This window comes from Pseudomonas sp. PDM28, from assembly GCF_019219115.1.
GTDB classification, from domain to species: Bacteria; Pseudomonadota; Gammaproteobacteria; order Pseudomonadales; family Pseudomonadaceae; genus Aquipseudomonas; species Aquipseudomonas laurylsulfatiphila.
On sequence record NZ_JAHUWG010000008.1, the window covers coordinates 13463 to 35912 of the forward strand.

At 59.8% G+C, this 22450-nt stretch carries 21 protein-coding genes; 14 read left to right on the forward strand and 7 right to left on the reverse strand.

Features of this window, described 5'->3' with window-relative positions; all coding sequences use genetic code 11:
• Window positions 1-8: 8 nt before the first annotated feature.
• From crcB to KW841_RS18865, 4 genes are all read right to left on the reverse strand, one after another.
• The gene (crcB, locus tag KW841_RS18850) at window positions 9-383 is read right to left on the reverse strand and encodes a fluoride efflux transporter CrcB (protein ID WP_008049383.1); all 375 of its coding nucleotides are present in this window, start codon (window positions 381-383) and stop codon (window positions 9-11) included.
• Window positions 383-1705 (reverse strand): replication-associated recombination protein A, encoded by a 1323-nt coding sequence (locus KW841_RS18855; RefSeq protein ID WP_015094400.1) that lies wholly within the window; start codon window positions 1703-1705, stop codon window positions 383-385. The genes crcB and KW841_RS18855 overlap by 1 nt, the downstream gene beginning before the upstream one ends.
• 229 nt (window positions 1706-1934) lie before the next feature.
• Window positions 1935-2558 (reverse strand): outer membrane lipoprotein chaperone LolA, encoded by a 624-nt coding sequence (gene lolA, locus KW841_RS18860; RefSeq protein ID WP_095966491.1) that lies wholly within the window; start codon window positions 2556-2558, stop codon window positions 1935-1937.
• Between the two features lie 66 nt (window positions 2559-2624).
• A complete protein-coding gene (locus KW841_RS18865) occupies window positions 2625-5036 on the reverse strand; it encodes a DNA translocase FtsK (protein WP_102699193.1) in 2412 nt (803 codons plus the stop codon).
• A 294-nt stretch (window positions 5037-5330) separates the two neighbouring features.
• Between KW841_RS18865 and trxB the strand changes: the two genes are divergently transcribed.
• The 4 genes from trxB to infA all read left to right on the forward strand — a co-directional run bounded on the left by trxB (window position 5331) and on the right by infA (window position 8128).
• Window positions 5331-6290, forward strand: coding sequence for a thioredoxin-disulfide reductase (gene trxB / locus KW841_RS18870; RefSeq protein WP_007972075.1), 960 nt, complete (start codon window positions 5331-5333; stop codon window positions 6288-6290).
• Between the two features lie 62 nt (window positions 6291-6352).
• Window positions 6353-7033 carry a leucyl/phenylalanyl-tRNA--protein transferase gene (gene aat / locus KW841_RS18875; RefSeq protein ID WP_218479042.1) on the forward strand — a complete coding sequence of 227 codons (681 nt, stop codon included), beginning with the start codon at window positions 6353-6355 and terminating at the stop codon, window positions 7031-7033.
• A gap of 57 nt (window positions 7034-7090) precedes the next feature.
• On the forward strand, window positions 7091-7798 hold the full coding sequence (locus KW841_RS18880; RefSeq protein WP_218479044.1) for an arginyltransferase: 708 nt from the start codon (window positions 7091-7093) through the stop codon (window positions 7796-7798).
• A 111-nt stretch (window positions 7799-7909) separates the two neighbouring features.
• Window positions 7910-8128, forward strand: a complete 219-nt coding sequence (infA, locus tag KW841_RS18885; RefSeq protein WP_002553999.1) for a translation initiation factor IF-1 — start codon at window positions 7910-7912, stop codon at window positions 8126-8128.
• A 236-nt stretch (window positions 8129-8364) separates the two neighbouring features.
• Here infA and clpA read toward each other — a convergent pair whose 3' ends face one another.
• Together clpA and clpS are read right to left on the reverse strand one after the other, a co-directional pair.
• Window positions 8365-10635: an ATP-dependent Clp protease ATP-binding subunit ClpA gene (gene clpA, locus KW841_RS18890; protein ID WP_007972069.1), complete on the reverse strand. Its 2271-nt coding sequence runs from the start codon at window positions 10633-10635 to the stop codon at window positions 8365-8367.
• A gap of 30 nt (window positions 10636-10665) precedes the next feature.
• Complete coding sequence (gene clpS, locus KW841_RS18895; protein WP_015094394.1) at window positions 10666-11028, reverse strand: ATP-dependent Clp protease adapter ClpS; 363 nt, start codon at window positions 11026-11028, stop codon at window positions 10666-10668.
• A 223-nt stretch (window positions 11029-11251) separates the two neighbouring features.
• On the opposite strand from clpS, the gene cspD reads away from it, so the two are divergent.
• Entirely contained in the window at window positions 11252-11506 is a 255-nt protein-coding gene (gene cspD / locus KW841_RS18900; RefSeq protein WP_218479047.1) for a cold shock domain-containing protein CspD, read from the forward strand.
• Window positions 11507-11586: 80 nt separating this feature from the next.
• On the opposite strand, the gene icd is transcribed toward cspD, so the two are convergent.
• On the reverse strand, window positions 11587-12843 hold the full coding sequence (gene icd / locus KW841_RS18905) for an NADP-dependent isocitrate dehydrogenase (RefSeq protein ID WP_007972065.1): 1257 nt from the start codon (window positions 12841-12843) through the stop codon (window positions 11587-11589).
• On the opposite strand from icd, the gene KW841_RS18910 reads away from it, so the two are divergent.
• The 9 genes from KW841_RS18910 to KW841_RS18950 all read left to right on the forward strand — a co-directional run bounded on the left by KW841_RS18910 (window position 12842) and on the right by KW841_RS18950 (window position 22325).
• The gene (locus KW841_RS18910; protein WP_162831814.1) at window positions 12842-13009 is read left to right on the forward strand and encodes a hypothetical protein; all 168 of its coding nucleotides are present in this window, start codon (window positions 12842-12844) and stop codon (window positions 13007-13009) included. The two genes, icd and KW841_RS18910, sit on opposite strands and share 2 nt — an antisense overlap.
• A 339-nt stretch (window positions 13010-13348) precedes the next feature.
• Window positions 13349-15574, forward strand: a complete 2226-nt coding sequence (locus tag KW841_RS18915) for an NADP-dependent isocitrate dehydrogenase (RefSeq protein ID WP_218479049.1) — start codon at window positions 13349-13351, stop codon at window positions 15572-15574.
• 214 nt (window positions 15575-15788) lie between these two features.
• Window positions 15789-16235 (forward strand): NUDIX hydrolase, encoded by a 447-nt coding sequence (locus KW841_RS18920; RefSeq protein ID WP_218479052.1) that lies wholly within the window; start codon window positions 15789-15791, stop codon window positions 16233-16235.
• A 59-nt stretch (window positions 16236-16294) separates the two neighbouring features.
• The gene (mnmA, locus tag KW841_RS18925; protein ID WP_007972086.1) at window positions 16295-17428 is read left to right on the forward strand and encodes a tRNA 2-thiouridine(34) synthase MnmA; all 1134 of its coding nucleotides are present in this window, start codon (window positions 16295-16297) and stop codon (window positions 17426-17428) included.
• On the forward strand, window positions 17425-18048 hold the full coding sequence (gene hflD, locus KW841_RS18930; protein ID WP_007972088.1) for a high frequency lysogenization protein HflD: 624 nt from the start codon (window positions 17425-17427) through the stop codon (window positions 18046-18048). Before mnmA ends, hflD begins: the two co-directional genes overlap by 4 nt.
• Before the next feature lie 124 nt (window positions 18049-18172).
• Complete coding sequence (gene purB, locus KW841_RS18935) at window positions 18173-19543, forward strand: adenylosuccinate lyase (protein WP_007972090.1); 1371 nt, start codon at window positions 18173-18175, stop codon at window positions 19541-19543.
• Window positions 19544-19629: 86 nt separating this feature from the next.
• Window positions 19630-20799, forward strand: a complete 1170-nt coding sequence (locus KW841_RS18940) for a cupin domain-containing protein (protein ID WP_104447782.1) — start codon at window positions 19630-19632, stop codon at window positions 20797-20799.
• Entirely contained in the window at window positions 20792-21217 is a 426-nt protein-coding gene (locus KW841_RS18945; RefSeq protein ID WP_218479055.1) for a GNAT family N-acetyltransferase, read from the forward strand. Before KW841_RS18940 ends, KW841_RS18945 begins: the two co-directional genes overlap by 8 nt.
• 355 nt (window positions 21218-21572) lie before the next feature.
• On the forward strand, window positions 21573-22325 hold the full coding sequence (locus KW841_RS18950) for a secretin N-terminal domain-containing protein (protein ID WP_218479058.1): 753 nt from the start codon (window positions 21573-21575) through the stop codon (window positions 22323-22325).
• Window positions 22326-22450: the final 125 nt, after the last annotated feature.

Here is a 22450-nt window from a genome sequence, read left to right on the forward strand (position 1 = left end):
CTCGTTTATCAAAGTTTGGTCAAGGACAGGCCGGCCCAGGTGGCAAGCAGCCCGCCGAATACGCTGAGTGCCGCATAACCCAGGGCCAGCGGCACTTGCCCGCTTTCCAGCAGGCGCACCGTATCCAGTGAAAAGGATGAAAAAGTCGTCAGCCCCCCGAGGAAGCCGACCATCAACCCGGCGCGCACCTCGATGGGCACTTCCGGGCGTATCAAAAACAGACCGTATAGAACGCCGATCAGCAAACAGCCCACGATATTAACGGCCAGCGTCGCGGTATAGAAGTGCCGCGGCCAATTCGCGTTGATCCAGTTACCCGTGGCAAAGCGCAACAGCGTGCCGGCCATCCCGCCGACGGAAACCGCAACGATCAAGGGAAGCACTATTTTCTCCGCTGCCGGGGGCTTAAACGGTCGAGTTTTGCCAGGTGGTTGAGTTTTTCGCCGATCTTCAACTCCAGGCCACGGGGCACGGGCTGATAGAACGGAATCGGGTCGAGTTCTTCGGGGAAATAGTCTTCCCCGGCAGCGTAAGCATCCGGTTCGTCGTGGGCATAGCGGTATTCGTCGCCATAGCCCAACTGCTTCATCAACTTGGTCGGCGCGTTGCGCAGGTGCAGCGGCACCTCCAGCGAGCCGTGTTCGGCGGCCGCGCGCAATGCAGTCTTGAAGCCCATGTACACCGCGTTGCTTTTCGGCGCGCAGGCCAGATAGGTGATGGCCTGGGCCACCGCCAGTTCACCTTCGGGGCTGCCGAGGCGCTCCTGCACTTCCCACGCCGCCAGGCACAGGCTCAGGGCGCGCGGATCGGCGTTGCCGATGTCTTCGCTGGCCATGCGCACCACACGCCGTGCCAGGTACAGCGGATCGCAACCGCCGTCGATCATGCGCGCGAACCAGTACAGCGCGCCGTCGGGGTTGGAGCCGCGCACCGATTTGTGCAGCGCGGATATCTGGTCGTAGAACGCTTCGCCACCCTTGTCGAAGCGTCGACGGGTGTCGCCGAGCAGGCTTTGCAGGAGTTCGGTGCCGATCTCGCTGTTGTCTTCGGCCAGGTCCGAGGCGTTTTCCAGCAGGTTGAGCAGGCGTCGACCATCGCCGTCCGCGGCCGACAGCAGCATCTGGAAGCCTTCATCGCTGAGGGTCAGGTTGCGCTTGCCCAGGCCCCGCTCTTCGGTCAGCGCGCGCTGCACCAGTTTGCGCAGGGCCGCTTCGTCGAGGCTTTTCAGCACGTAGACGCGGGCGCGGGACAGCAAGGCGTTGTTGAGTTCGAACGAAGGGTTTTCCGTGGTCGCGCCGATGAAAATCAGCGTGCCGTCTTCGACATAAGGCAGGAACGCGTCCTGTTGGGACTTGTTGAAACGATGCACTTCGTCGACGAACAGAATGGTGCGGCGACCGTACTGCGCGGCCTGCTGCTTGGCGATTTCCACCGCCTGACGGATCTCCTTGACCCCGGCCAGCACCGCCGAGACCGTTTCGAAGTGTGCGTCCGAGACTTCCGCGAGCAATCGCGCCAGGGTGGTTTTGCCCACACCCGGTGGGCCCCAGAAAATCATCGAATGCAGGGCACCCTGCTCCAGCGCTTCGCGCAAGGGCTTGCCGCGAGCGAGCACGTGTTCCTGACCGACGTACTCGTCCAGGTTGGCCGCGCGCAGGCGAGCAGCCAGGGGCTGGGCGATGGGGGTGCTGCGAAACAGGTCCATCACGTACGTTTAAAACCTCGTCTTGTTACGTAGCTTTCATGCCTGGCAAAAATTCTGTGGCGAGGGGGCTTGTCGGATCGCCGCACCGCCCCGTTCGGCTGCGAAGCAGTCGTAAAAACTCTGCATGCGGTGTGCCTGATACAACGCAATAGCAGGTTTTGGGGCCGCTTCGCGACCCAACGGGGGCAAGCCCCCTCGCCACACAAGCCCGTTCCCACAGGCTGCGTGGTTATTCCTGGATCACGTCCGCCCCTTTAGGGATGTCGAACTTGAACTTGGACGCCGGGATTGGCTCGTTGGCCTTCACCCCGGTGAACAGGATATTGGTGCGCTGGCCGACACTGTCGATCAGTTGCATGTCGTTGACCAGACCATTGCGGAACGACAGGCGCAGGCTGTCGAACAGGGTGTCCTTGGTCTTCGGTTTCAGAGTGAAGTCGATCACGCCGCCGGCTTCCTTGGCGCTGATGTCGAAGCTCTGGCTGATCTTGGACACGTCACCGGACAGCAGCAAGGCCGGCGTCTGGGTCAGGCGCTGGTCGAGGTTCTTGATGGTGGCCTGTTCCAGGTCCGGGTCCCACAGGGTGACCTTCTTGCCATCGGACACCATGGTCTGTTCGGCCGGTGCATCGGTGTGCCAGTAGAACAGGCCCGGACGCTGCAGGGACATGTCGCCGGCGGTTTCCTGCAACTGGGTGCCGGTGCCATCAAGGGTCAGTTGCGAGAAACGCGCAGTCAGGGTCTGGGATTTTTCCAGCAGTTGGGTCAGGCGTGCCACATCCTTGTCATCGGCGTTAGCCTGGAGCGTGGTCAAAGCCAGTACCGGCAGCAACAGCATGCGGATCAGACGCATGGGAGTCCTCATAACATTCGTGGGAGTGCGAGCGGCGCCAAAGGGCGCCACCCTTTCATATTCGGGTCAGTCGCGCACCGGGCCCGGGGCCAGGACTTCACGCGAACCGTTGGTGTTCATGGACGTCACGACCCCGGCCATTTCCATGGCTTCGATCATGCGCGCGGCGCGGTTGTAGCCGATCTTGAGCTTGCGCTGAACCGCGGAAATGGAGGCGCGACGGCTTTCCAGCACGAACTGGACCGCTTCGTCGTACAGCGCGTCGGCCTCGGGATCATCACCGTCGCCGCCCCCGCTGCTGCCTTCGAAGCCGCTGCCCGCCTCTTCGACGCCATTGAGGATGTCGTCGTTGTATTCCGGCGCGCCCCGCAGCTTCCAGGCCTCCACCACGCGGTGAACCTCATCGTCGGACACGAAGGCACCGTGGACACGAATCGGCAGACTGGTGCCCGGCGGCATGTACAGCATGTCACCGTGGCCCAGCAGTTGTTCGGCGCCGCCCTGGTCGATGATGGTCCGCGAGTCGATCTTGCTCGACACCTGGAACGCCATGCGCGTCGGAATGTTGGCCTTGATCAGACCGGTGATCACATCCACCGACGGACGCTGGGTCGCAAGGATCAAGTGGATGCCGGCCGCACGCGCCTTCTGGGCGATACGCGCGATCAGCTCTTCAACCTTCTTGCCGACGATCATCATCATGTCGGCGAATTCGTCGACCACCACCACAATGGTCGGCAGCTTTTGCAGGAGCGGCGCTTCGTCGTGGATGCTTTCGCGCTTGTACAGCGGATCGCTCAACGGCTCGCCAGCGTCCTGGGCTTCCTTGACCTTGGCGTTGAAGCCCGACAGGTTGCGCACGCCCATCTTGGCCATCAGCTTGTAGCGTCGCTCCATCTCGGCAACGCTCCAGCGCAGGGCGTTGGCGGCGTCCTTCATGTCGGTGACCACCGGGCACAGCAGATGCGGAATGCCCTCGTAGATCGACAGTTCCAACATTTTCGGGTCGATCATGATCAGCTTGGCGTCTTCCGGGCCGGACTTGAACAGGATCGACAGGATCATCGCGTTCACGCCCACCGACTTACCGGAACCGGTGGTACCGGCCACCAGCAGGTGTGGCATCTTCGCCAGGTCGGTGATGACCGGCTTGCCGCCGATGTCGTGGCCCAGGGCCAGGGTGACCGGGGATTTGAAGTTGTCGTACTCGGGGGTCGACAACACCTCGGAGAAACGCACGATCTGCCGGTCTTCGTTGGGAATCTCGATACCGACCGTGGTCTTGCCCGGAATCACTTCCACCACGCGCACGCTGGTCACGGCCAGGGAACGGGCCAGGTCCTTGGCCAGGTTGGCGATGCGGCTGACCTTGACGCCGGCGGCGGGCTGGATTTCGTAACGGGTAATCACCGGGCCCGGGTGGATCGAGTCCACGTTCACTTCGACGCCGAACTCCTTGAGCTTGATTTCCAGCAGGTGGCCGACCGCCGCCAGGGATTCGGGCGAGTAATTGAGCTGTTTCTTTTCCGCGGGATCGAGAATCGAGATCGGCGGCAAGGTGCCTTCCACGGCGCTGTCGACGAACAGTGGCGCCTGTTTCTCTTTTTCGACGCGTTTGCTCGGCGCGGCCGGTTTTGGCGGCGCGGGTGCAATCACCGGCGGCACCTGCTTCTCGCGCTCGGACATGTGCTTGCTCAGGGCCTGCTCACGCTCGATCAACCGCTCCTTGACCTTGGCCTGCTCGCGCTTGTCGGTGACGGTCGGCGCAACCACTTCATCCATGCGGTCATCGACTTCACGCAACTGGGCGACCAGTTGTTTGCGCTCGGTACGGGCCGCCCACCAGCGATTGGCCGCGCCCTGGAACAGTTCGAACAGGTCGAGGGTGATCTTGCCGGTGATGTCCATCACCTTGAACCACGACAGGTCGGTAAACACCGTCAGGCCAAACAGGAACAACGCGATGAACAGCAGCGTACTGCCCTGGATATTCAGGGCGTTCCTCGCCAGCTCGCCGAGGCTTTCCCCCAGCGCACCGCCCGCACCGGCCGGCAGACCGGTCGCGGCATGGAAATGGATATGGGCCAGCGCGGCCCCCGACAGCACCAGGAACACCAGGCCGATCAGGCGCCAGGAGAACAGCCAGCCGCTCCACTGCCACGGTTCGTGACGCTGGCGGAAGATCTGGTACGCCTTGACCGCCAGCAGCAACGGGAAGATGTAGGCGAAGTAACCCAGCACCATGAACAGGATATCGGCGCTGTAGGAGCCCGCGGGCCCGCCGAAATTCTGCACGTCGTCGATCTTGCTGTTATGGCTCCAGCCCGGATCATCCTTGCCATAGGTCAGCAAGGCCATCATCAGGAACAGGCACAGGGCACCGATGGCGATCAGCGCACCTTCCTTGAGTCGGTAGTGCAAGTGCTGGCGCCAGAGCGGAACGACGGCTGGTTTAGGTGCTGCGGTGGATTTCTTCAAAACGCTACTTTTCCTGCGCCAATGGCGCGTCCATCTGTTGAATGTCTAAAAAACTGCCCAATCCAGGCAGGTAAAAAAGTTAACACACGTAACCGGGACTACTTTTAACACTGCGTCCCGGTTTTTATAAACACGGTGCGCACTGAATATATGTAACACGCAGGGCATTGTACGGGTTTGTACGCACGACGCCATGCTTGAGACCCTTGGGTGTAGCATAGTCAACAGCACATGACATGCTATTCAATTTGAGCATGCATTGTCTTTTGTGACAAAGGCTTATGAGGTGTTTTTATGAGCGAAGCGAAGCATTCCCGCTTGATCATCCTGGGCTCCGGCCCTGCCGGTTACAGCGCAGCCGTTTATGCCGCCCGCGCCAACCTCAAGCCCGTTGTCATTACCGGCATACAGGCAGGTGGCCAGCTCACCACCACCGTCGAAGTCGATAACTGGCCAGGCGACGTCGAAGGCCTGACCGGCCCCGTGCTGATGGAGCGCATGCAAAAACACGCCGAGCGCTTTGCCACCGAGATCGTTTACGACCACATCCATACCGCCAAGTTGCAACAACGGCCATTCGAGCTGATCGGCGATGGCGGCACCTACACCTGCGACGCCCTGATCATTGCCACCGGCGCCTCCGCGCAATACCTGGGCCTGCCGTCGGAGGAAGCCTTTGCCGGCAAAGGGGTGTCGGCGTGTGCGACCTGTGACGGGTTCTTCTATCGCAACCAGGTGGTCGCCGTGGTCGGCGGTGGCAATACGGCGGTAGAGGAAGCGTTATACCTGTCGAACATCGCCAGGGAAGTGCACCTGATCCATCGACGCGACAAACTGCGCTCGGAGAAAATTCTCCAGGACAAACTCTTCGAAAAAGCCGCCAACGGCAATATCCGGCTGCATTGGAACCAGAACCTGGACGAAGTGCTCGGCGATGCCAGTGGCGTGACCGGTGCCCGCCTGCGGGACAGCCAAACGGGTGAAACCACTGAGCTGCCGCTGGCCGGGGTGTTTATCGCCATCGGCCACAAACCCAACACCGACCTGTTCATTGGGCAACTGGAAATGCGCGACGGCTATCTGCTGGTCAAGGGCGGCAGCGAAGGCGATGCTACCGCCACGGCGATTGCAGGCGTGTTTGCCGCCGGCGATGTGGCCGATCATGTTTATCGCCAGGCCGTTACGTCTGCCGGGGCCGGTTGCATGGCCGCGCTGGACGCCGAAAAATACCTCGACGACATTCCTGCCGTTTGAAGGCAAACTTTATGGCGGGCCAATGCCCGCCACTGCCCTCCCCTTCTGCAAGCCCGGATGCCATGCTGACTTGGTTACAACGCAACACCTTGCATTTCCCACCGCTGGAAAAGGCCATGCGCGACCCCAACGGGCTGCTGGCTGCCGGTGGCGACCTGTCCGCCGATCGGCTGATCTCGGCTTATCGCCATGGCTGCTTCCCATGGTTTTCCGAAGGCCAGCCGATTCTCTGGTGGTCGCCGGACCCGCGCACGGTTCTGTTTCCCGACGAATTGCACGTCTCGCGCAGCCTGAACAAACTGCTGCGCCAGAAACGCTATCAAGTGACCTTTGACCAGGACTTCGCCGCCGTCATTCGCGCTTGTGCGGCTCCCCGGGATTACGCCGACGGCACCTGGATCACCGAAGCGATGCAAGAGGCCTACATCGAGCTGCACAGGCGGGGTCACGCGCACTCGGTGGAAGTGTGGGACGGGGACGAACTGGTCGGCGGTCTGTATGGTCTGGCGATGGGGCAGTTATTTTTTGGCGAGTCCATGTTCAGCCGCGCTGACAACGCCTCGAAATTCGGCTTTGCCACCCTGGTCCGGCATCTGAAAGACTCGGGTTTTGTACTGATCGATTGCCAGATGCCCACCGATCACCTGCACAGCCTGGGCGCCCGAGCGATACCCCGCCGCGAATTTGCGAGCTATCTGGTCAGGCACCTGGACCAACCCAACACCGCCACCTGGGTTTGCTGAGCGACTTTCTCCCGTGTGGCTTACACTTATTCAAAAGCATTATCCCGAGGGTTGATCATGACCGAGTTGGCGCGTTTGAAGTTCTATGCCACTCAGCCGCACTCTTGCAGTTATCTGCCCGATGAGCAGGCCACAACCCTGTTCCTCGACCCTAGCCAGCCCATGGATGTGCATGTCTATGCAGACCTGTCGGAGATGGGGTTTCGTCGCAGTGGCGATCATCTCTACCGGCCGCATTGCCAGAATTGCAATGCCTGCGTTCCGGCGCGCATTCCCGTGGGGCCGTTCACGCCCAACCGGCAACAGAAACGCATCTTCAAGCGCAACGCGGACTTGCAGGTGCGTCCGGCCAAGCCCTGCTTCAACGAAGAGTACTTCGAGCTTTACCAGCGCTACATCGAACAGCGTCACGCCGATGGCGACATGTATCCGCCAAGTCGCGACCAGTTTTCGACCTTCCTGGTGCGGGACCTGCCGTTTTCACGGTTTTATGAGTTCCGCCTGAATGGCCAGCTGCTGGCCGTCGCCGTCACCGATTTACTGCCGAACGGTCTTTCGGCGGTCTACACCTTCTACGAACCAGCCGAAGAGCGTCGCAGCCTTGGGCGCTATGCAATCCTGTGGCAAATCGCCGAGGCCCGGCGGCTGGGGCTGGAAGCGGTCTACCTCGGCTACTGGATCAAAAACTGCAAAAAAATGAATTACAAGACTCAATATCGCCCCATTGAGTTGCTGATTAATCAGCGCTGGGTGGTTCTAAACTAGAGCCGGCCCTAAACCCCTTGGCTTAAACCCCACTTTTCGGGCACAATGCACGCCGCTTTTGCCTGGCGCAGTTGCACCGGGCCATTCATTGGACACCGAGGGCTTTACTGCATGTCGAAAGAAGACAGCTTCGAAATGGAAGGCACTGTCGTCGACACCCTGCCCAACACCATGTTTCGTGTGGAGTTGGAAAATGGGCACGTCGTAACCGCGCACATCTCCGGCAAGATGCGCAAGAACTACATCCGTATTCTTACCGGCGACAAAGTGCGCGTAGAGCTGACTCCCTATGACTTGAGCAAAGGGCGCATCACTTACCGCGCCCGCTAATCTGGTCAATACAAGACGCCCGGCTTATGCCGGGCGTTTTTGTTTGTCTGGGATTTAGCGACCACAACACAAAACCCTGTGGGAGCGAGCTTGCTCGCGATGGCGTCAGTTGATCCAACATTGCTGCAAGCTGATGCACCGCTATCGCGAGCAAGCTCGCTCCCACAGGTTTTGATGTGCATTTTGCAGACAACAAAAAGGCGCCTTTCGGCGCCTTTTTGCATTGCTTCCAAACGTCAGGCCATCTCGGCCGTGGTCTCGAACTCGAAGGTCAGCTCGCCATCCTTGATGTCGATGTGCACCACACCGCCATGTTCGGCCAGTTCGCCAAAGAGAATCTCCTCCGCCAGTGGACGCTTGATCTTGTCCTGGATCAGGCGAGCCATTGGGCGAGCACCCATCGCTGCATCGTAGCCACCTTCGGCCAGCCAGCTGCGGGCCGCATCGGTGACCTCCAGCAACACTCGCTTGTCTTCCAGCTGCGCCTGAAGCTCGGTAAGGAACTTGTCCACCACGCTCTTGATGACCTCATGGCTGAGGCGACCAAACTGGATGATGGTGTCCAGACGGTTGCGGAATTCCGGCGTGAAGCTCTTCTTGATCACTTCCATCGCATCGGACGAGTGGTCCTGGAAGGTGAAACCGATCGAAGCACGAGCCGCTGTCTCGGCACCGGCGTTGGTCGTCATGATGACGATCACGTTACGGAAATCCGCCTTGCGCCCGTTGTTATCGGTCAAGGTACCGTGGTCCATGACCTGCAGCAGCAGGTTGAAGACTTCCGGATGCGCTTTCTCGATTTCATCGAGCAACAGCACGCAGTGTGGTTGCTTGGTGATGGCTTCGGTCAGCAGACCGCCCTGATCGAACCCGACATAGCCCGGAGGCGCACCGATCAGACGCGATACGGTGTGGCGCTCCATGTACTCGGACATGTCGAAGCGAATCAGCTCGACACCCAGCGCCTTGGCCAACTGACGCGCCGCTTCGGTTTTACCGACACCGGTAGGTCCTGCGAACAGGAACGAACCGACAGGCTTGTCAGGGGACTTGAGGCCGGCACGGGACAACTTGATCGCGGTTGCCAGCGAGTCGATCGCGGCATCCTGACCAAACACGGTCAACTTCAGGTCACGCTCGAGATTACGCAGCAGCTCCTTGTCGGAGCTGGTGACGTGTTTTGGTGGAATCCGCGCGATTTTCGCGACGATGTCTTCGACCTGAGGCACTTCGATGCGTTTAACCCGCATCTCGACCGGCTGCAGGCGCTGGTAGGCACCCGCTTCGTCGATCACATCGATCGCCTTGTCCGGCATGTGACGATCGTTGATGTAACGCGAAGCCAGTTCGGCAGCTGCGCGCAGGGCTTCATCGCTGTATTCGATATTGTGATGGCTTTCGAAACGCCCCTTCAGGCCGCGCAGAATGCCAATGGTGTCTTCCACCGAAGGCTCCGACACATCGACCTTCTGGAAACGCCGGGCCAAGGCACGGTCCTTCTCGAAGATGCCGCGGAATTCCTGGAAGGTGGTCGATCCGATGCAACGGATATCACCCGAGGACAGCAGCGGCTTGAGCAGGTTCGAGGCATCCATGACGCCACCGGACGCAGCACCCGCACCAATGATGGTGTGGATCTCGTCGATGAACAGGATCGCCTGCGGCCGTTTCTTCAGCTCATTGAGCAACGCCTTGAAGCGCTTCTCGAAATCGCCACGGTATTTGGTACCGGCCAGCAAGGCCCCCAGGTCGAGGGAGTAAACCACGCTGTTGGCCAGCAGGTCCGGCACCTGGTTGTCGACAATGCGCTTGGCCAGGCCTTCGGCAATCGCGGTTTTACCCACGCCCGCCTCGCCCACCAGCAGCGGGTTGTTTTTGCGGCGGCGCGCCAGGATCTGTGCGACACGCTCGACTTCCAGCTCACGCCCCACCAACGGATCGATGCGACCCTGGCGCGCGAGTTCGTTGAGGTTGCTGGCATAAGCATCCAGGGGATTGCCCGAGGAAGAAGACTCACCGCCCTCGTCGTCCTGCATATCTTGCTCACCTTCAGAGTGATCGCCATGCCCCGGCACCTTGGAAATGCCGTGGGCGATGTAGTTGACGACATCTATGCGGGCAACGCTCTGCTGTTTCAGCAGGAACACCGCCTGACTCTCTTGCTCACTGAAGATCGCGACCAGCACGTTGGCACCAGTCACTTCGCGTTTGCCCGAGCTCTGTACGTGAAACACAGCACGTTGCAGGACACGCTGGAAGCCCAGGGTTGGCTGGGTTTCGCGATCCTCGTCATGCACGGGGATCAATGGCGTGGTGGAGTCGATGAACTCCTGCAGGTCATGCTTGAGTTTGTCGAGGTTTGCGCCGCACGCACGCAAAACGGTGGCGGCAGCCTCATTGTCCAATAGGGCCAGCAGGAGGTGTTCGACGGTCATGAACTCATGACGTTTCGAACGGGCTTCCTTGAAGGCAAGATTGAGGGTGACTTCGAGCTCGCGGTTTAACATAGCTTCACCTCATACCCAAGTGGTCGGCGATTAACCGTCCTTCTCGATTTCACAGAGTAGCGGATGCTGGCTTTCCCTGGCGTACTGGTTGACCTGCATGGCCTTGGTCTCCGCGATGTCGCGGGTAAACACTCCACATACTGCCCGCCCTTCTGTATGGACGGCCAGCATGACCTTGGTCGCCAGCTCGCGATTCAGGTTAAAAAACACCTCGAGCACTTCGACGACGAAATCCATCGGTGTGTAGTCATCGTTGAACAAAACCACCTTGTACATCGGCGGCGCCTGTAGAGCAGGCTTTGCCTCCTGAACAGCAATGCCTGCGGAATCGTCGTCGTGTAAATCAGGGCGATCCTGATTGAATGTTAGTCGAATCTGGCTGATTGCATGCATGGAAAGAAAGGTTCGTCAGTTGTTCAAATACAGTGGTGGGGGCGGCTATCAGCGATTTCAACTCCGACTGCCGGTCAGCTTGACTATCGGCAAAAGGGTGTTACAACCAATAGAGCCCACAGTGGGTAAAAAAGGTCCGCGGAGTCAAACTTATTTACAGGTTCGACTGCGGATGTAGTGGATGATACTCCAGTGATGGAGTCTGTTGCAGAGGGAGTTGGGTATGGCAGTCGGCAAGGTGAAGTGGTTCAACAACGCCAAGGGTTACGGTTTCATCAACGAGGAAGGCAAGACAGAAGATCTGTTTGCCCACTACTCGGCCATTAAAATGGAAGGTTATAAAACCCTGAAAGCCGGGCAAGCTGTCGTATTCGACATCATCCAGGGCCCCAAAGGTCTTCACGCGGTCAACATCGGCAACCCGGTGGATGCCTCGAAAGTCGCGACACAGTTACCTGAACAGACCGTTTCGGTTTAATACCGCCGCGTCATCCAGTCATAAAAAAACCGCCTGACTCAACTTCTTGAATCAGGCGGTTTTTGTGTACCTGCGTTTTCTTACATGTGCGAGATCAGCGCATCACCGAAACCGGAAGACGACACCAGTTTCGCCCCTTCCATCAGACGCTCGAAATCATAGGTCACGGTCTTGGCGGAAATCGCGCCATTGGTGCCCTTGATGATGAGGTCGGCCGCTTCGGTCCAGCCCATGTGGCGCAGCATCATTTCAGCGGAGAGGATCAGCGAACCCGGGTTGACCTGGTCCTTGCCGGCGTACTTCGGCGCCGTACCGTGGGTGGCTTCGAACATGGCCACGGTGTCGGACAGGTTGGCCCCTGGTGCGATACCGATACCGCCCACTTCCGCCGCCAGGGCGTCGGAGAGGTAGTCACCGTTCAGATTCAGGGTCGCGATCACATCGTATTCGGCCGGGCGCAGCAGGATCTGCTGGAGCATGGCGTCGGCGATGGCATCCTTGACGATGACGTTCTTGCCGGTTTTCGGGTTCTTGAACTGCATCCACGGACCGCCGTCGAGCAGGGTCGCGCCGAATTCTTCAGCTGCCACTTCGTAGGCCCACTCCTTGAAGGCACCTTCGGTGAACTTCATGATGTTGCCTTTGTGCACGATAGTCAGCGAATCGCGATCGTTGTCGACCACATATTGCAGGGCCTTGCGCGCCAGACGCTTGGTGCCTTGCAGCGAAACCGGCTTGACACCGATGCCGCAGTTCTCGTCGAAACGGATCTTGGTGACACCCATTTCTTCCTTGAGGAACTTGATGACCTTGGTGGCCTCCGGCGTACCAGCCTTCCACTCGATGCCGGCGTAGATGTCTTCGGAGTTCTCGCGGAAGATAGTCATGTCGACATCGCCCGGCTTCTTGACCGGGCTAGGCACGCCTTCAAACCAGCGCACCGGGCGCAGGCAGACGTACAGATCGAGTTGCTGACGCAGGGCCACGTTCAGCGAACGGATGCCGCCACCGACCGGAGTGGTCAGCGGGCCCTTGATGGAAACCACGTAATCCTTGACCGCGTCCAGGGTCTCCTGAGGCAGCCAGGTGTCCTGATCGTAGACCTGAGTCGCTTTTTCCCCGGCGTACACTTCCATCCAGGAAATCTTGCGCTCGCCACCGTAAGCCTTCTTAACAGCAGCATCGACAACCTTGATCATGACCGGGCTGATGTCGACGCCAATGCCGTCGCCTTCGATGAAGGGGATGATCGGGTTATTAGGAACATTGAGAGAATGGTCTGCATTGACGGTGATTTTGTCGCCGACGGCTGGAACCTGAATCTTCTTGTAACCCATGCTGAACTCCATTGATTGGATTGAACATCTGGCTTGGTTCGAGCGTAACCCAGTTGAATCGGCGCGCAAACCCTATGTTCTATCCATATGCCGCAAAGCCGCACAACCAGCGGCCTACAAGCCTGAAAGCAAAGGGAAAAACGCCAAACTCAAGCACGACGAATGACCTTACGCCCTCCTCGCCCCTGCGACCTTTAGACCAATGGACGACATTCGTTGCGTATGAACCATCGGCAGATTGCCAGCTACCTATGTATAATGCCGCCGCTGACTAAAGGGTCACGACGGACTGAGCAGCCTGCCGCTTGATAAATAGCGACGAGTGTTTACGCCCAAAGTCGGTCTGTTACCGCAGCCCGACTGCATGACGCCCTACTGATGCACCCAACATCACAGCAACGAAACCTCGATATTCGGCTCATGGATGACTTTGAACGAACGCGCTTACCCGGCGCCCTCGAGTTTCTGCGCACGCTTTAGCAAAGAAGAGAGAGTTAATCCGAATATGCCCACCCGCTCGAAGATCATCTATACCTTCACCGACGAAGCTCCTGCCCTCGCCACCTATTCACTGCTGCCTATCGTAGAGGCGTTCACCGCCTCGGCTGATATCGCCGTTGAAACCCGCGATATCTCTCTTGCAGGGCGCATCCTGGCCAGCTTCCCCGAGCAACTGGGTGACAAAGCCGTAGCCGACCACCTCGCCGAACTGGGCGCCCTGGCCGTTACGCCTGAAGCCAACATCATCAAGCTGCCGAACATCAGTGCTTCGGTTCCACAACTGCAAGCCGCGATCAAAGAGCTGCAAGCCCAGGGCTACAACCTGCCGGACTACCCGGAAACCGTGACCTGCGACGCCGACAAAGAAGCCAAGGCACGCTACGACAAGGTCAAGGGCAGCGCCGTTAACCCGGTTCTGCGTGAAGGCAACTCCGACCGCCGCGCTCCGCTGTCGGTCAAGAACTACGCGCGCAAGCACCCGCACAAAATGGGCGCCTGGGCCAAGGACTCCAAGTCCCACATTGCGCACATGAGCACCGGCGATTTCTACGGCAGCGAAAAAGCCGCCCTGATCGACGCCGCTGACGCCGTGAAAATCGAACTGATCGCTCAAGACGGCACCGCCACCGTCCTGAAAGAAAAGACCAGCGTACAAGCCGGTGAGATCCTCGATTGCGCGGTCATGAGCAAAAACGCCCTGCGCAGCTTCATCGCCGCTGAAATCGAAGACGCCAAGGCACAAGGCGTGCTGCTGTCGGTTCACCTGAAAGCCACCATGATGAAGGTCTCCGACCCGATCATGTTCGGCCAGATCGTTGCCGAGTTCTATAAAGACGCACTGGCCAAGCACGCTGACGTGCTGGCACAGATCGGCTTCAACCTGAACAACGGCATCGGCGACCTGTACGCTCGCATCAAGGCCCTGCCTGCTGAACAGCAAGCGGCCATCGAAGCTGACATCCAGGCGGTCTACGCCGCTCGCCCTTCCCTGGCGATGGTCAACTCCGACAAAGGCATCACCAACCTGCACGTGCCGAGCGACGTGATCGTCGACGCCTCGATGCCAGCGATGATCCGCGACTCCGGCAAGATGTGGGGCACCGACGGCCAGTTGCACGACACCAAGGCCGTGATCCCGGATCGTTGCTACGCGACCATCTACCAGGCCGTGATCGAAGATTGCAAAGCCAACGGCGCATTCGATCCGACCACCATGGGCAGCGTACCGAACGTTGGCCTGATGGCGAAGAAAGCCGAAGAATACGGCTCCCACGACAAGACCTTCCAGATCAAGGCTGACGGCGTTGTTCGCGTCACCGACAGCAAGGGCAACCTGCTGCTGGAGCAGTCGGTCGAAGCCGGCGACATCTTCCGCATGTGCCAGACCAAAGATGCGCCGATCCAGGACTGGGTCAAACTGGCCGTCAACCGTGCTCGCGCCAGCAGCACGCCGGCGATTTTCTGGCTGGACCCAATGCGCGCCCACGACGGCGTGGTGATCGAGAAAGTTCAGGCCTACCTGAAGGATCACGACACTGCCGGCCTGGACATCCAGATCATGTCGCCTGTCGACGCGATGAAGTACACCCTGCAGCGCACCCGCGAAGGCAAGGACACCATCTCGGTAACCGGCAACGTACTGCGCGACTACCTGACCGACCTGTTCCCGATCATGGAACTGGGCACCAGCGCCAAGATGCTGTCGATCGTGCCGCTGATGAACGGCGGTGGTCTGTTCGAAACCGGCGCCGGCGGTTCGGCGCCGAAGCACGTTCAGCAACTGCTGGAAGAGAACTTCCTGCGCTGGGATTCGCTGGGTGAATTCCTGGCCCTGGCCGCGTCCCTGGAACACCTGGGCGTGACCTACAACAATCCAAAGGCGCTGGTACTGGCCAAGACCCTGGACCAGGCCACCGGCCAGTTCCTGGACAACAACAAGTCGCCATCGCGCAAAGTCGGCAACATCGACAACCGCGGCAGCCACTTCTACCTGGCGCTGTACTGGGCTCAAGCCCTGGCCACCCAGACCGAAGACGCTGCACTGCAAGCGCAGTTCGCGACCCTGGCCAAAACCCTGACCGAGAACGAGGCAACCATCGTTGCCGAACTCAACGCCGTTCAGGGCAAGCCAGTGGACATCGGCGGTTACTACCACGCCGACGCCGAGCTGATCAGCAAGGCCATGCGTCCAAGCGCAACCTTCAACGCGGCGGTTGCAGCGTTGGTTTAAGGTTGTAAGGAAGCACCACAAACCCCGGCCATGTGCCGGGGTTTGTGTTTGTGGATTCACCCAAATTTATCTGTGGGAACCCGCCCCTGTGGGAGCTGGCTTGCCAGCGATGACGGTTTACCATTCAACAGCAATATTGGCTGACTCACCGCTATCGCTGGCAAGCCTGCTCCCACAGGGGTCGGGTTTCAATGCTCAAAACCGAGGACAACTCATGGATTGGCTACCCCACATCACCGTCGCCACCATCGTCGAAGACAACGGCCGCTTCCTGATGGTCGAAGAACTCAAGCACGGTCGCGTGGTGCTCAACCAGCCCGCCGGTCACCTGGACCCGAACGAAACCCTGACCGAAGCCGCCGTGCGCGAAACCCTCGAGGAAACCGGCTGGGACGTCGAACCGACCGGCGTACTGGGCATTTACCTCTACACCGCCCCGAGCAACGGCGTGACCTACCAGCGGGTCTGCTTCATCGCCAAAGCGCTGAAACACCACCCGGAATATCAACTGGACGACGGCATCGTCGGCGCCAAGTGGTTGACCCGCGACGAATTAATGGAACAACGCGACAACTGGCGCAGCGAGCTGATCATGCGCTGCATCGACGACTATCTGACAGGCATTCACTTCGACCTTGAATTGATCCGTCCTTCTCTTTAGCCATGCAGGCTCCGGCCTGTTAGAATCGCGTCCTTTTTCAAGACACTCATTGAATCCCTATGCGTGATCCAGCCCCTTCTGACACACAAAAGAAGCGCGTCATTGTCGGCATGTCCGGCGGCGTGGACTCTTCCGTTTCCGCCCTCCTGCTGATCGAGCAGGGTTATGAGGTGGAAGGCCTGTTCATGAAGAACTGGGAAGAAGACGATGGAACGGAATACTGCACCGCCATGGATGACCTGGCGGACGCCCAGGCCGTGTGCGACAAGATCGGCATCAAGCTGCACACCGCCAACTTCGCCGCCGAGTACTGGGACAACGTGTTCGAGCATTTCCTGGCCGAATACAAGGCCGGACGCACGCCGAACCCGGACATCCTGTGCAACCGCGAAATCAAGTTCAAGGCGTTCCTCGACTACGCCATGATGCTTGGCGCCGACCTGATCGCCACCGGCCACTACGTGCGTCGCCGCGACATCGATGGCCGCACCGAACTGCTCAAGGGCCTGGACCCGAACAAGGACCAGAGCTACTTCCTGCACGCCGTCGGCGGCGAACAGATCGCCAAGACCCTGTTCCCGGTCGGCGAGCTGGAAAAACCGCAAGTGCGCGCGATTGCCGAGAAATACGAGCTGGCGACCGCGAAGAAGAAGGACTCCACCGGGATCTGCTTCATCGGCGAGCGCCGTTTCAGCGACTTCCTCAAACAGTACCTGCCGGCACAACCGGGCGAGATCAAGACCACCGAAGGTGAAATCATCGGCCGTCATCACGGCCTGATGTATCACACCATCGGCCAGCGCCAGGGCCTGGGCATCGGCGGCCTGAAAGATGCCAGTGACGAGCCGTGGTACGTGCTGATCAAGGACCTGGAGCACAACGAGCTGATCGTCGGCCAGGGCAATGACCACCCGTGGCTGTTCTCCCGCGCCCTGCTCGCCTCCGATATCTACTGGGTCAACCCGATCGACCTGAGCCAGCCACGCAAGCTGACCGCCAAGGTTCGTTATCGTCAGAGCGACCAGCCCTGCACCCTGGAAAAAACCGCCACCGGTTATCGCGCGACCTTCGATGATCCGCAACGCGCGGTCACTCCGGGCCAGTCCGTGGTGTTCTATGACGGTGAGATCTGCCTCGGCGGCGGCGTGATTGAAGTCGCCGAGCCGTGGACGAGCAAGGGCCAGGCCCTATGAACCCGATTCAGGAGCAACTGACAGCACTGGGCGGCGTGTTTCTCGCCGCGGTGCTGGTGGACAGGATTGCCAAGAGCGGCCAGACCAACGAGGCTGGCCTGAGCTGCATGCTCGGCAGCCTGCTGATCCGCGACCCCAAGGACACCCTGGAAGTCTATGGCGGCGATGACATCAACCTGCGTGAAGGCTATCGCGCCCTGATCGGCGCCCTCGAGCGCGACCCGAGCGCCCTGCAGCGCGAGCCGCTGCGCTATGCCCTGGCGATGCTCGGTCTTGAGCGCCAACTGGCAAAACGTGGCGACATGCTCGAGGTGATCGGCAAGCGCTTGCCGCAGATTCAGTCCCAGGTCGAACACTTCGGCCCGGCGCACGAAAACGTGATCGCCGCCTGCGGCGCGCTGTACCAGGACACGTTGAGCACCCTGCGCCAACGCATCCAGGTGCACGGCGACATGCGCAACCTGCAACAACCAAGCAACGCCTCGAAAATTCGTGCCCTGCTGCTGGCCGGCATCCGCTCTGCACGCCTGTGGCGGCAATTGGGCGGTCATCGCTGGCAGCTGGTGATCAGCCGTCGCAAATTGCTCAAAGAGCTTTACCCCTTGATGCGTAACGAATAACCCGCATCGACAGAACAGAACTTAGCAATACGCGTAATACGCCGGTCAGTTGGCGACGGACCGGCGGATTTTTTCATGTATGATACGCGCCCCATTTCGTTGCCCGACTGTCCGAGAACACCCCATGCAGCTCTCTTCGCTCACTGCGGTTTCCCCTGTTGACGGCCGCTACGCCGGCAAAACCCAGGCCCTGCGCCCAATTTTCAGCGAGTACGGCCTGATCCGTGCCCGCGTTCTGGTTGAAGTGCGCTGGCTCCAGCGCCTGGCCGCTCACCCTGCCATCAGCGAAGTGCCGGCGTTCTCCGCCGAAGCCAACGCTGTGCTCAACACCCTGGCGGAAAACTTCTCTCTGGAGCACGCCGAGCGCGTCAAAGAGATCGAGCGCACCACCAACCACGACGTCAAGGCCATCGAGTACCTGCTCAAAGAGCAAGCGGCCAAGCTGCCGGAACTGGCCAAGGTCAGCGAGTTCATCCACTTTGCCTGCACCAGCGAGGACATCAACAACCTGTCCCACGCCCTGATGCTGCGCGAAGGCCGTGATGACGTGATGCTGCCGCTGATGCGCCAGACCGCCAATGCCATCCGCGAACTGGCCATCCGCTTCGCCGACGTGCCGATGCTGTCGCGCACCCACGGTCAACCGGCCTCGCCGACCACCCTGGGCAAAGAACTGGCGAACGTGGTTTACCGCCTTGAGCGCCAGATCGCTCAAGTCGCTGCCGTTCCGCTGCTGGGCAAGATCAACGGCGCTGTTGGCAACTACAACGCCCACCTGTCGGCCTACCCTGAGATCGACTGGGAAGCCAATGCCCGCGCCTTCATCGAAGACGAGCTGGGCCTGGGCTTCAACCCGTACACCACACAGATCGAACCGCACGACTACATTGCCGAGCTGTTCGACGCGATCGCCCGCTTCAACACCATCCTGATCGACTTCGACCGCGACATCTGGGGCTACATCTCCCTGGGTTACTTCAAACAGCGCACCATCGCTGGCGAAATCGGTTCGTCGACCATGCCGCACAAGGTCAACCCGATCGACTTCGAAAACTCCGAAGGCAACCTGGGCATCGCCAACGCACTGTTCCAGCACCTGGCGAGCAAGCTGCCGATCTCCCGCTGGCAGCGCGACCTGACCGACTCCACCGTACTGCGCAACCTCGGCGTCGGCTTCGCCCACAGCGTGATCGCGTACGAAGCCAGCCTCAAGGGCATCAGCAAACTTGAGCTCAACGAGCAGAAGATTGCCGCCGACCTGGACGCTTGCTGGGAAGTATTGGCCGAGCCGATCCAGACCGTGATGCGTCGCTACAACATCGAAAACCCGTACGAAAAACTGAAAGAATTGACGCGCGGCAAGGGCATCAGCCCTGAAGCGCTGCAGACTTTCATCGACGGCCTGGACATGCCAGCCGCCGCCAAGGCCGAGCTGAAACTGCTCACCCCGGCGAACTACATCGGCAACGCTGTAGAGCAAGCCAAACGCATCTGATCGATCGCTAGACCCTTTGAAGACGCCCGGCCGCGCCGGGCGTTTTTATTCCCGTCTGAAAAGTGCATTTTTTCAATAGGTTACACATGAATCCTGATATTCCTCTTCAACTTCTGGGCGGCATCACGGCACGGGAATTCCTGCGCGATTACTGGCAGAAAAAGCCGCTGTTGATCCGTCAGGCGATTCCTGATTTCGAAAGCCCGATCGACGCCGACGAACTGGCCGGCCTGGCGCTGGAAGAAGAAGTCGAATCGCGCCTGATCATCGAGAATGGCGAGCGTCCATGGGAGTTGCGTCGCGGCCCGTTCGCCGAAGATGAATTCAGCAAGCTGCCTGAGCGTGACTGGACCCTGCTGGTTCAGGCCGTGGATCAGTTCGTCCCGGAAGTCAGCGAACTGCTGGAAAATTTCCGCTTCCTGCCGAGCTGGCGCATCGACGACGTGATGATCAGCTACGCCGCGCCGGGCGGCAGCGTGGGTCCACACTTCGACAACTACGACGTGTTCCTGCTGCAAGGCCACGGCAAGCGCAACTGGAAGATCGGCCAGATGTGCAACGCCGAGAGCCCGATGCTGGCCCACGCCGACCTGCGCATCCTCTCCGAATTCGAAGCCACCGATGAATGGGTGCTGGAACCGGGCGACATGCTCTACCTGCCGCCGCGCCTGGCCCATTGTGGCGTCGCTGTGGATGACTGCATGACCTACTCGGTGGGCTTCCGCGCGCCGAGCGCCGCTGAAGTGCTGACCCACTTCACCGACTTCCTCAGCCAGTTCCTGTCGGACGAAGAACGCTACACCGACGCCGACGCCTTGCCGACTGCCGACCCTCACCAGATCCAGCGCGATGCACTCGATCGCCTCAAAGGCCTGCTGGCCGAGCACATGAGCGACGAGCGCCTGCTGCTGACCTGGTTCGGCCAGTTCATGACCGAGCCACGCTACCCGGAACTGGTGGTGGGTCCGGAAGACGTCGAAGAAGAGGACTTCATGTCCGCCCTGGAGCAAGGCGCGATCCTGATTCGCAACCCGAGCGCGCGCCTGGCATGGTCCGAAGTCGATGACGACCTGCTGCTGTTCGCCAGCGGCCAGAGCCGTTACCTGCCGGGCAAACTGCGCGAACTGCTGAAGATGATCTGCGCCGCCGACGCGCTGCACGCCGACAACCTCGGTGAATGGCTGAGCGATGAAGACGGCCGCGGCCTGTTGTGCGAACTGGTCAAGCAAGGAAGCCTGGGGTTTGCCGATGAATAAGATTCACGTACGTGTCGCAGACTGGCAAAAGGACAACGCCGAGATCCGGCGCATTCGTGAGACGGTGTTCGTCGCCGAGCAATCCGTTCCGCCAGAACTGGAATGGGACGCCGATGACATTGATGCCGTGCATTTCCTTGCTTACGAAGGCGACTTTCCGATTGGTACCGCGCGCCTGCTGCCCGATGGACATGTCGGCCGGGTGTCGGTACTCAAGGACTGGCGCGGGCTGAAAGTCGGCGACGCGCTGATGCAAGCGGTCATCGGCGAAGCCGAAGAGCGCGGACTCAAGCAGCAGATGCTCAGCGCCCAGGTACAAGCCACGGCGTTCTATGAGCGCCTGGGCTTTAACCTGGTCAGTGAGGAGTTCCTGGAAGCCGGGATTCCGCATGTGGACATGGTTCGGCATTCGGCCTGAGACCGAGCAGACTTCATCGCGGGCAAGTCGGATCGCCGCACCGCCGCCCCCACAAGGATCGCGCAAAACCTGTGGGAGCGGGCTTGCCCGCGATGGGGCCCTGAAGAACACCACAAAACGCCCTGACATCACACGATGCCGGGGCGTTTTGCTGTCTACGATTCAACTAGCGCCACTACAGGCCGACAAACTGGCAATATCAACACATGCAACTTGTAGGAGCGAGCTTGCTCCGGGCGGCGTTCCGACGATGGACTTGAGAACGCCGCGGGGTGTCAGGCTTCCAGCATTTTCGTTCACGACCATCGCGAGCAAGCTCGCTCCTACACAAATCACGAAGCCGGAGATAACGGATATGTCCCTACGCACCCTGCTCACCACACTGCTGCTGGGCTGCAGTTTTTCGGTGATGGCAGCCACAGAAATCGTCCCCCTCAAGTACCACACCAGCGCCGATCTTCTGCCGGTGGCGCAGGATTTCGTCGGCAAGGACGGACAGGTCAGCGCCTACGGCAATCAACTCATTGTCAACGCCGATCAGCGCAAGATCGACGAACTTAAAGCCATTCTTTCCCAACTCGACACGGCACCCAAACGCCTGCTGATCACTGTCGATACCAGCGACAACAACTTCCAGGGTGACCAGGGTTCTTCAGCCAACGGCGCCAAGACCCGCATCATCAACTACAGCACCGACAGCCGCGACGGCGGTATTCAGCAAGTGCAGGCCAGCGAAGGCGCACCGGCGCTGATCCAGGTCGGCCAGAGCGTGCCGCTGACCAGTTCGCAGACCGATGGCTATGGCGACCTGCGCAGCCAGACCGAATACCGCAACGTCACCCAGGGCTTTTACGTCACCGCAAACGTCACCGGCGACATCGTTCACCTCTCGATCAGTACCAATCGTGACCGCATGAGTCAGGAGCGTCCCGATGTAGTGAACGTACAAAGTACCGACACAACCGTCACTGGCCACCTCGGTGAGTGGATCCTGCTGGCCGGGGTCAATGGCCAGACCCAGGCCGACAAACAGGGCCAGACCCGCAGCTACTCAACCCAGGGCCGCAACGACATGACTTTGCGGGTGAAAGTCGACACCTTGGACTAAATCACCAAAAACTGACTGACGAGTCGTATTAGACCAAAGATGTAGTGCTTGAAAAAAAGCACTACAAAACGTTTGACGGGCCAAAAAAGCGAAGGCATGATGGCCTCGCTCCCGCTAATCAGGGG

What these genes read in the sequence shown, in the direction of transcription:
- KW841_RS18855 (WP_015094400.1), bottom strand. Translation starts at nt 1,705, where the DNA reads ATGGACCTGTTTCGCAGCACCCCCATCGCCCAGCCCCTGGCTGCTCGC.
- lolA (WP_095966491.1), bottom strand. Translation starts at nt 2,558, where the DNA reads ATGCGTCTGATCCGCATGCTGTTGCTGCCGGTACTGGCTTTGACCACG.
- trxB (WP_007972075.1), top strand. Translation starts at nt 5,331, where the DNA reads ATGAGCGAAGCGAAGCATTCCCGCTTGATCATCCTGGGCTCCGGCCCT.
- aat (WP_218479042.1), top strand. Translation starts at nt 6,353, where the DNA reads ATGCTGACTTGGTTACAACGCAACACCTTGCATTTCCCACCGCTGGAA.
- KW841_RS18880 (WP_218479044.1), top strand. Translation starts at nt 7,091, where the DNA reads ATGACCGAGTTGGCGCGTTTGAAGTTCTATGCCACTCAGCCGCACTCT.
- infA (WP_002553999.1), top strand. Translation starts at nt 7,910, where the DNA reads ATGTCGAAAGAAGACAGCTTCGAAATGGAAGGCACTGTCGTCGACACC.
- clpA (WP_007972069.1), bottom strand. Translation starts at nt 10,635, where the DNA reads ATGTTAAACCGCGAGCTCGAAGTCACCCTCAATCTTGCCTTCAAGGAA.
- clpS (WP_015094394.1), bottom strand. Translation starts at nt 11,028, where the DNA reads ATGCATGCAATCAGCCAGATTCGACTAACATTCAATCAGGATCGCCCT.
- cspD (WP_218479047.1), top strand. Translation starts at nt 11,252, where the DNA reads ATGGCAGTCGGCAAGGTGAAGTGGTTCAACAACGCCAAGGGTTACGGT.
- KW841_RS18910 (WP_162831814.1), top strand. Translation starts at nt 12,842, where the DNA reads ATGCTGAACTCCATTGATTGGATTGAACATCTGGCTTGGTTCGAGCGT.
- icd (WP_007972065.1), bottom strand. Translation starts at nt 12,843, where the DNA reads ATGGGTTACAAGAAGATTCAGGTTCCAGCCGTCGGCGACAAAATCACC.
- KW841_RS18915 (WP_218479049.1), top strand. Translation starts at nt 13,349, where the DNA reads ATGCCCACCCGCTCGAAGATCATCTATACCTTCACCGACGAAGCTCCT.
- KW841_RS18920 (WP_218479052.1), top strand. Translation starts at nt 15,789, where the DNA reads ATGGATTGGCTACCCCACATCACCGTCGCCACCATCGTCGAAGACAAC.
- mnmA (WP_007972086.1), top strand. Translation starts at nt 16,295, where the DNA reads ATGCGTGATCCAGCCCCTTCTGACACACAAAAGAAGCGCGTCATTGTC.
- hflD (WP_007972088.1), top strand. Translation starts at nt 17,425, where the DNA reads ATGAACCCGATTCAGGAGCAACTGACAGCACTGGGCGGCGTGTTTCTC.
- purB (WP_007972090.1), top strand. Translation starts at nt 18,173, where the DNA reads ATGCAGCTCTCTTCGCTCACTGCGGTTTCCCCTGTTGACGGCCGCTAC.
- KW841_RS18940 (WP_104447782.1), top strand. Translation starts at nt 19,630, where the DNA reads ATGAATCCTGATATTCCTCTTCAACTTCTGGGCGGCATCACGGCACGG.
- KW841_RS18945 (WP_218479055.1), top strand. Translation starts at nt 20,792, where the DNA reads ATGAATAAGATTCACGTACGTGTCGCAGACTGGCAAAAGGACAACGCC.
- KW841_RS18950 (WP_218479058.1), top strand. Translation starts at nt 21,573, where the DNA reads ATGTCCCTACGCACCCTGCTCACCACACTGCTGCTGGGCTGCAGTTTT.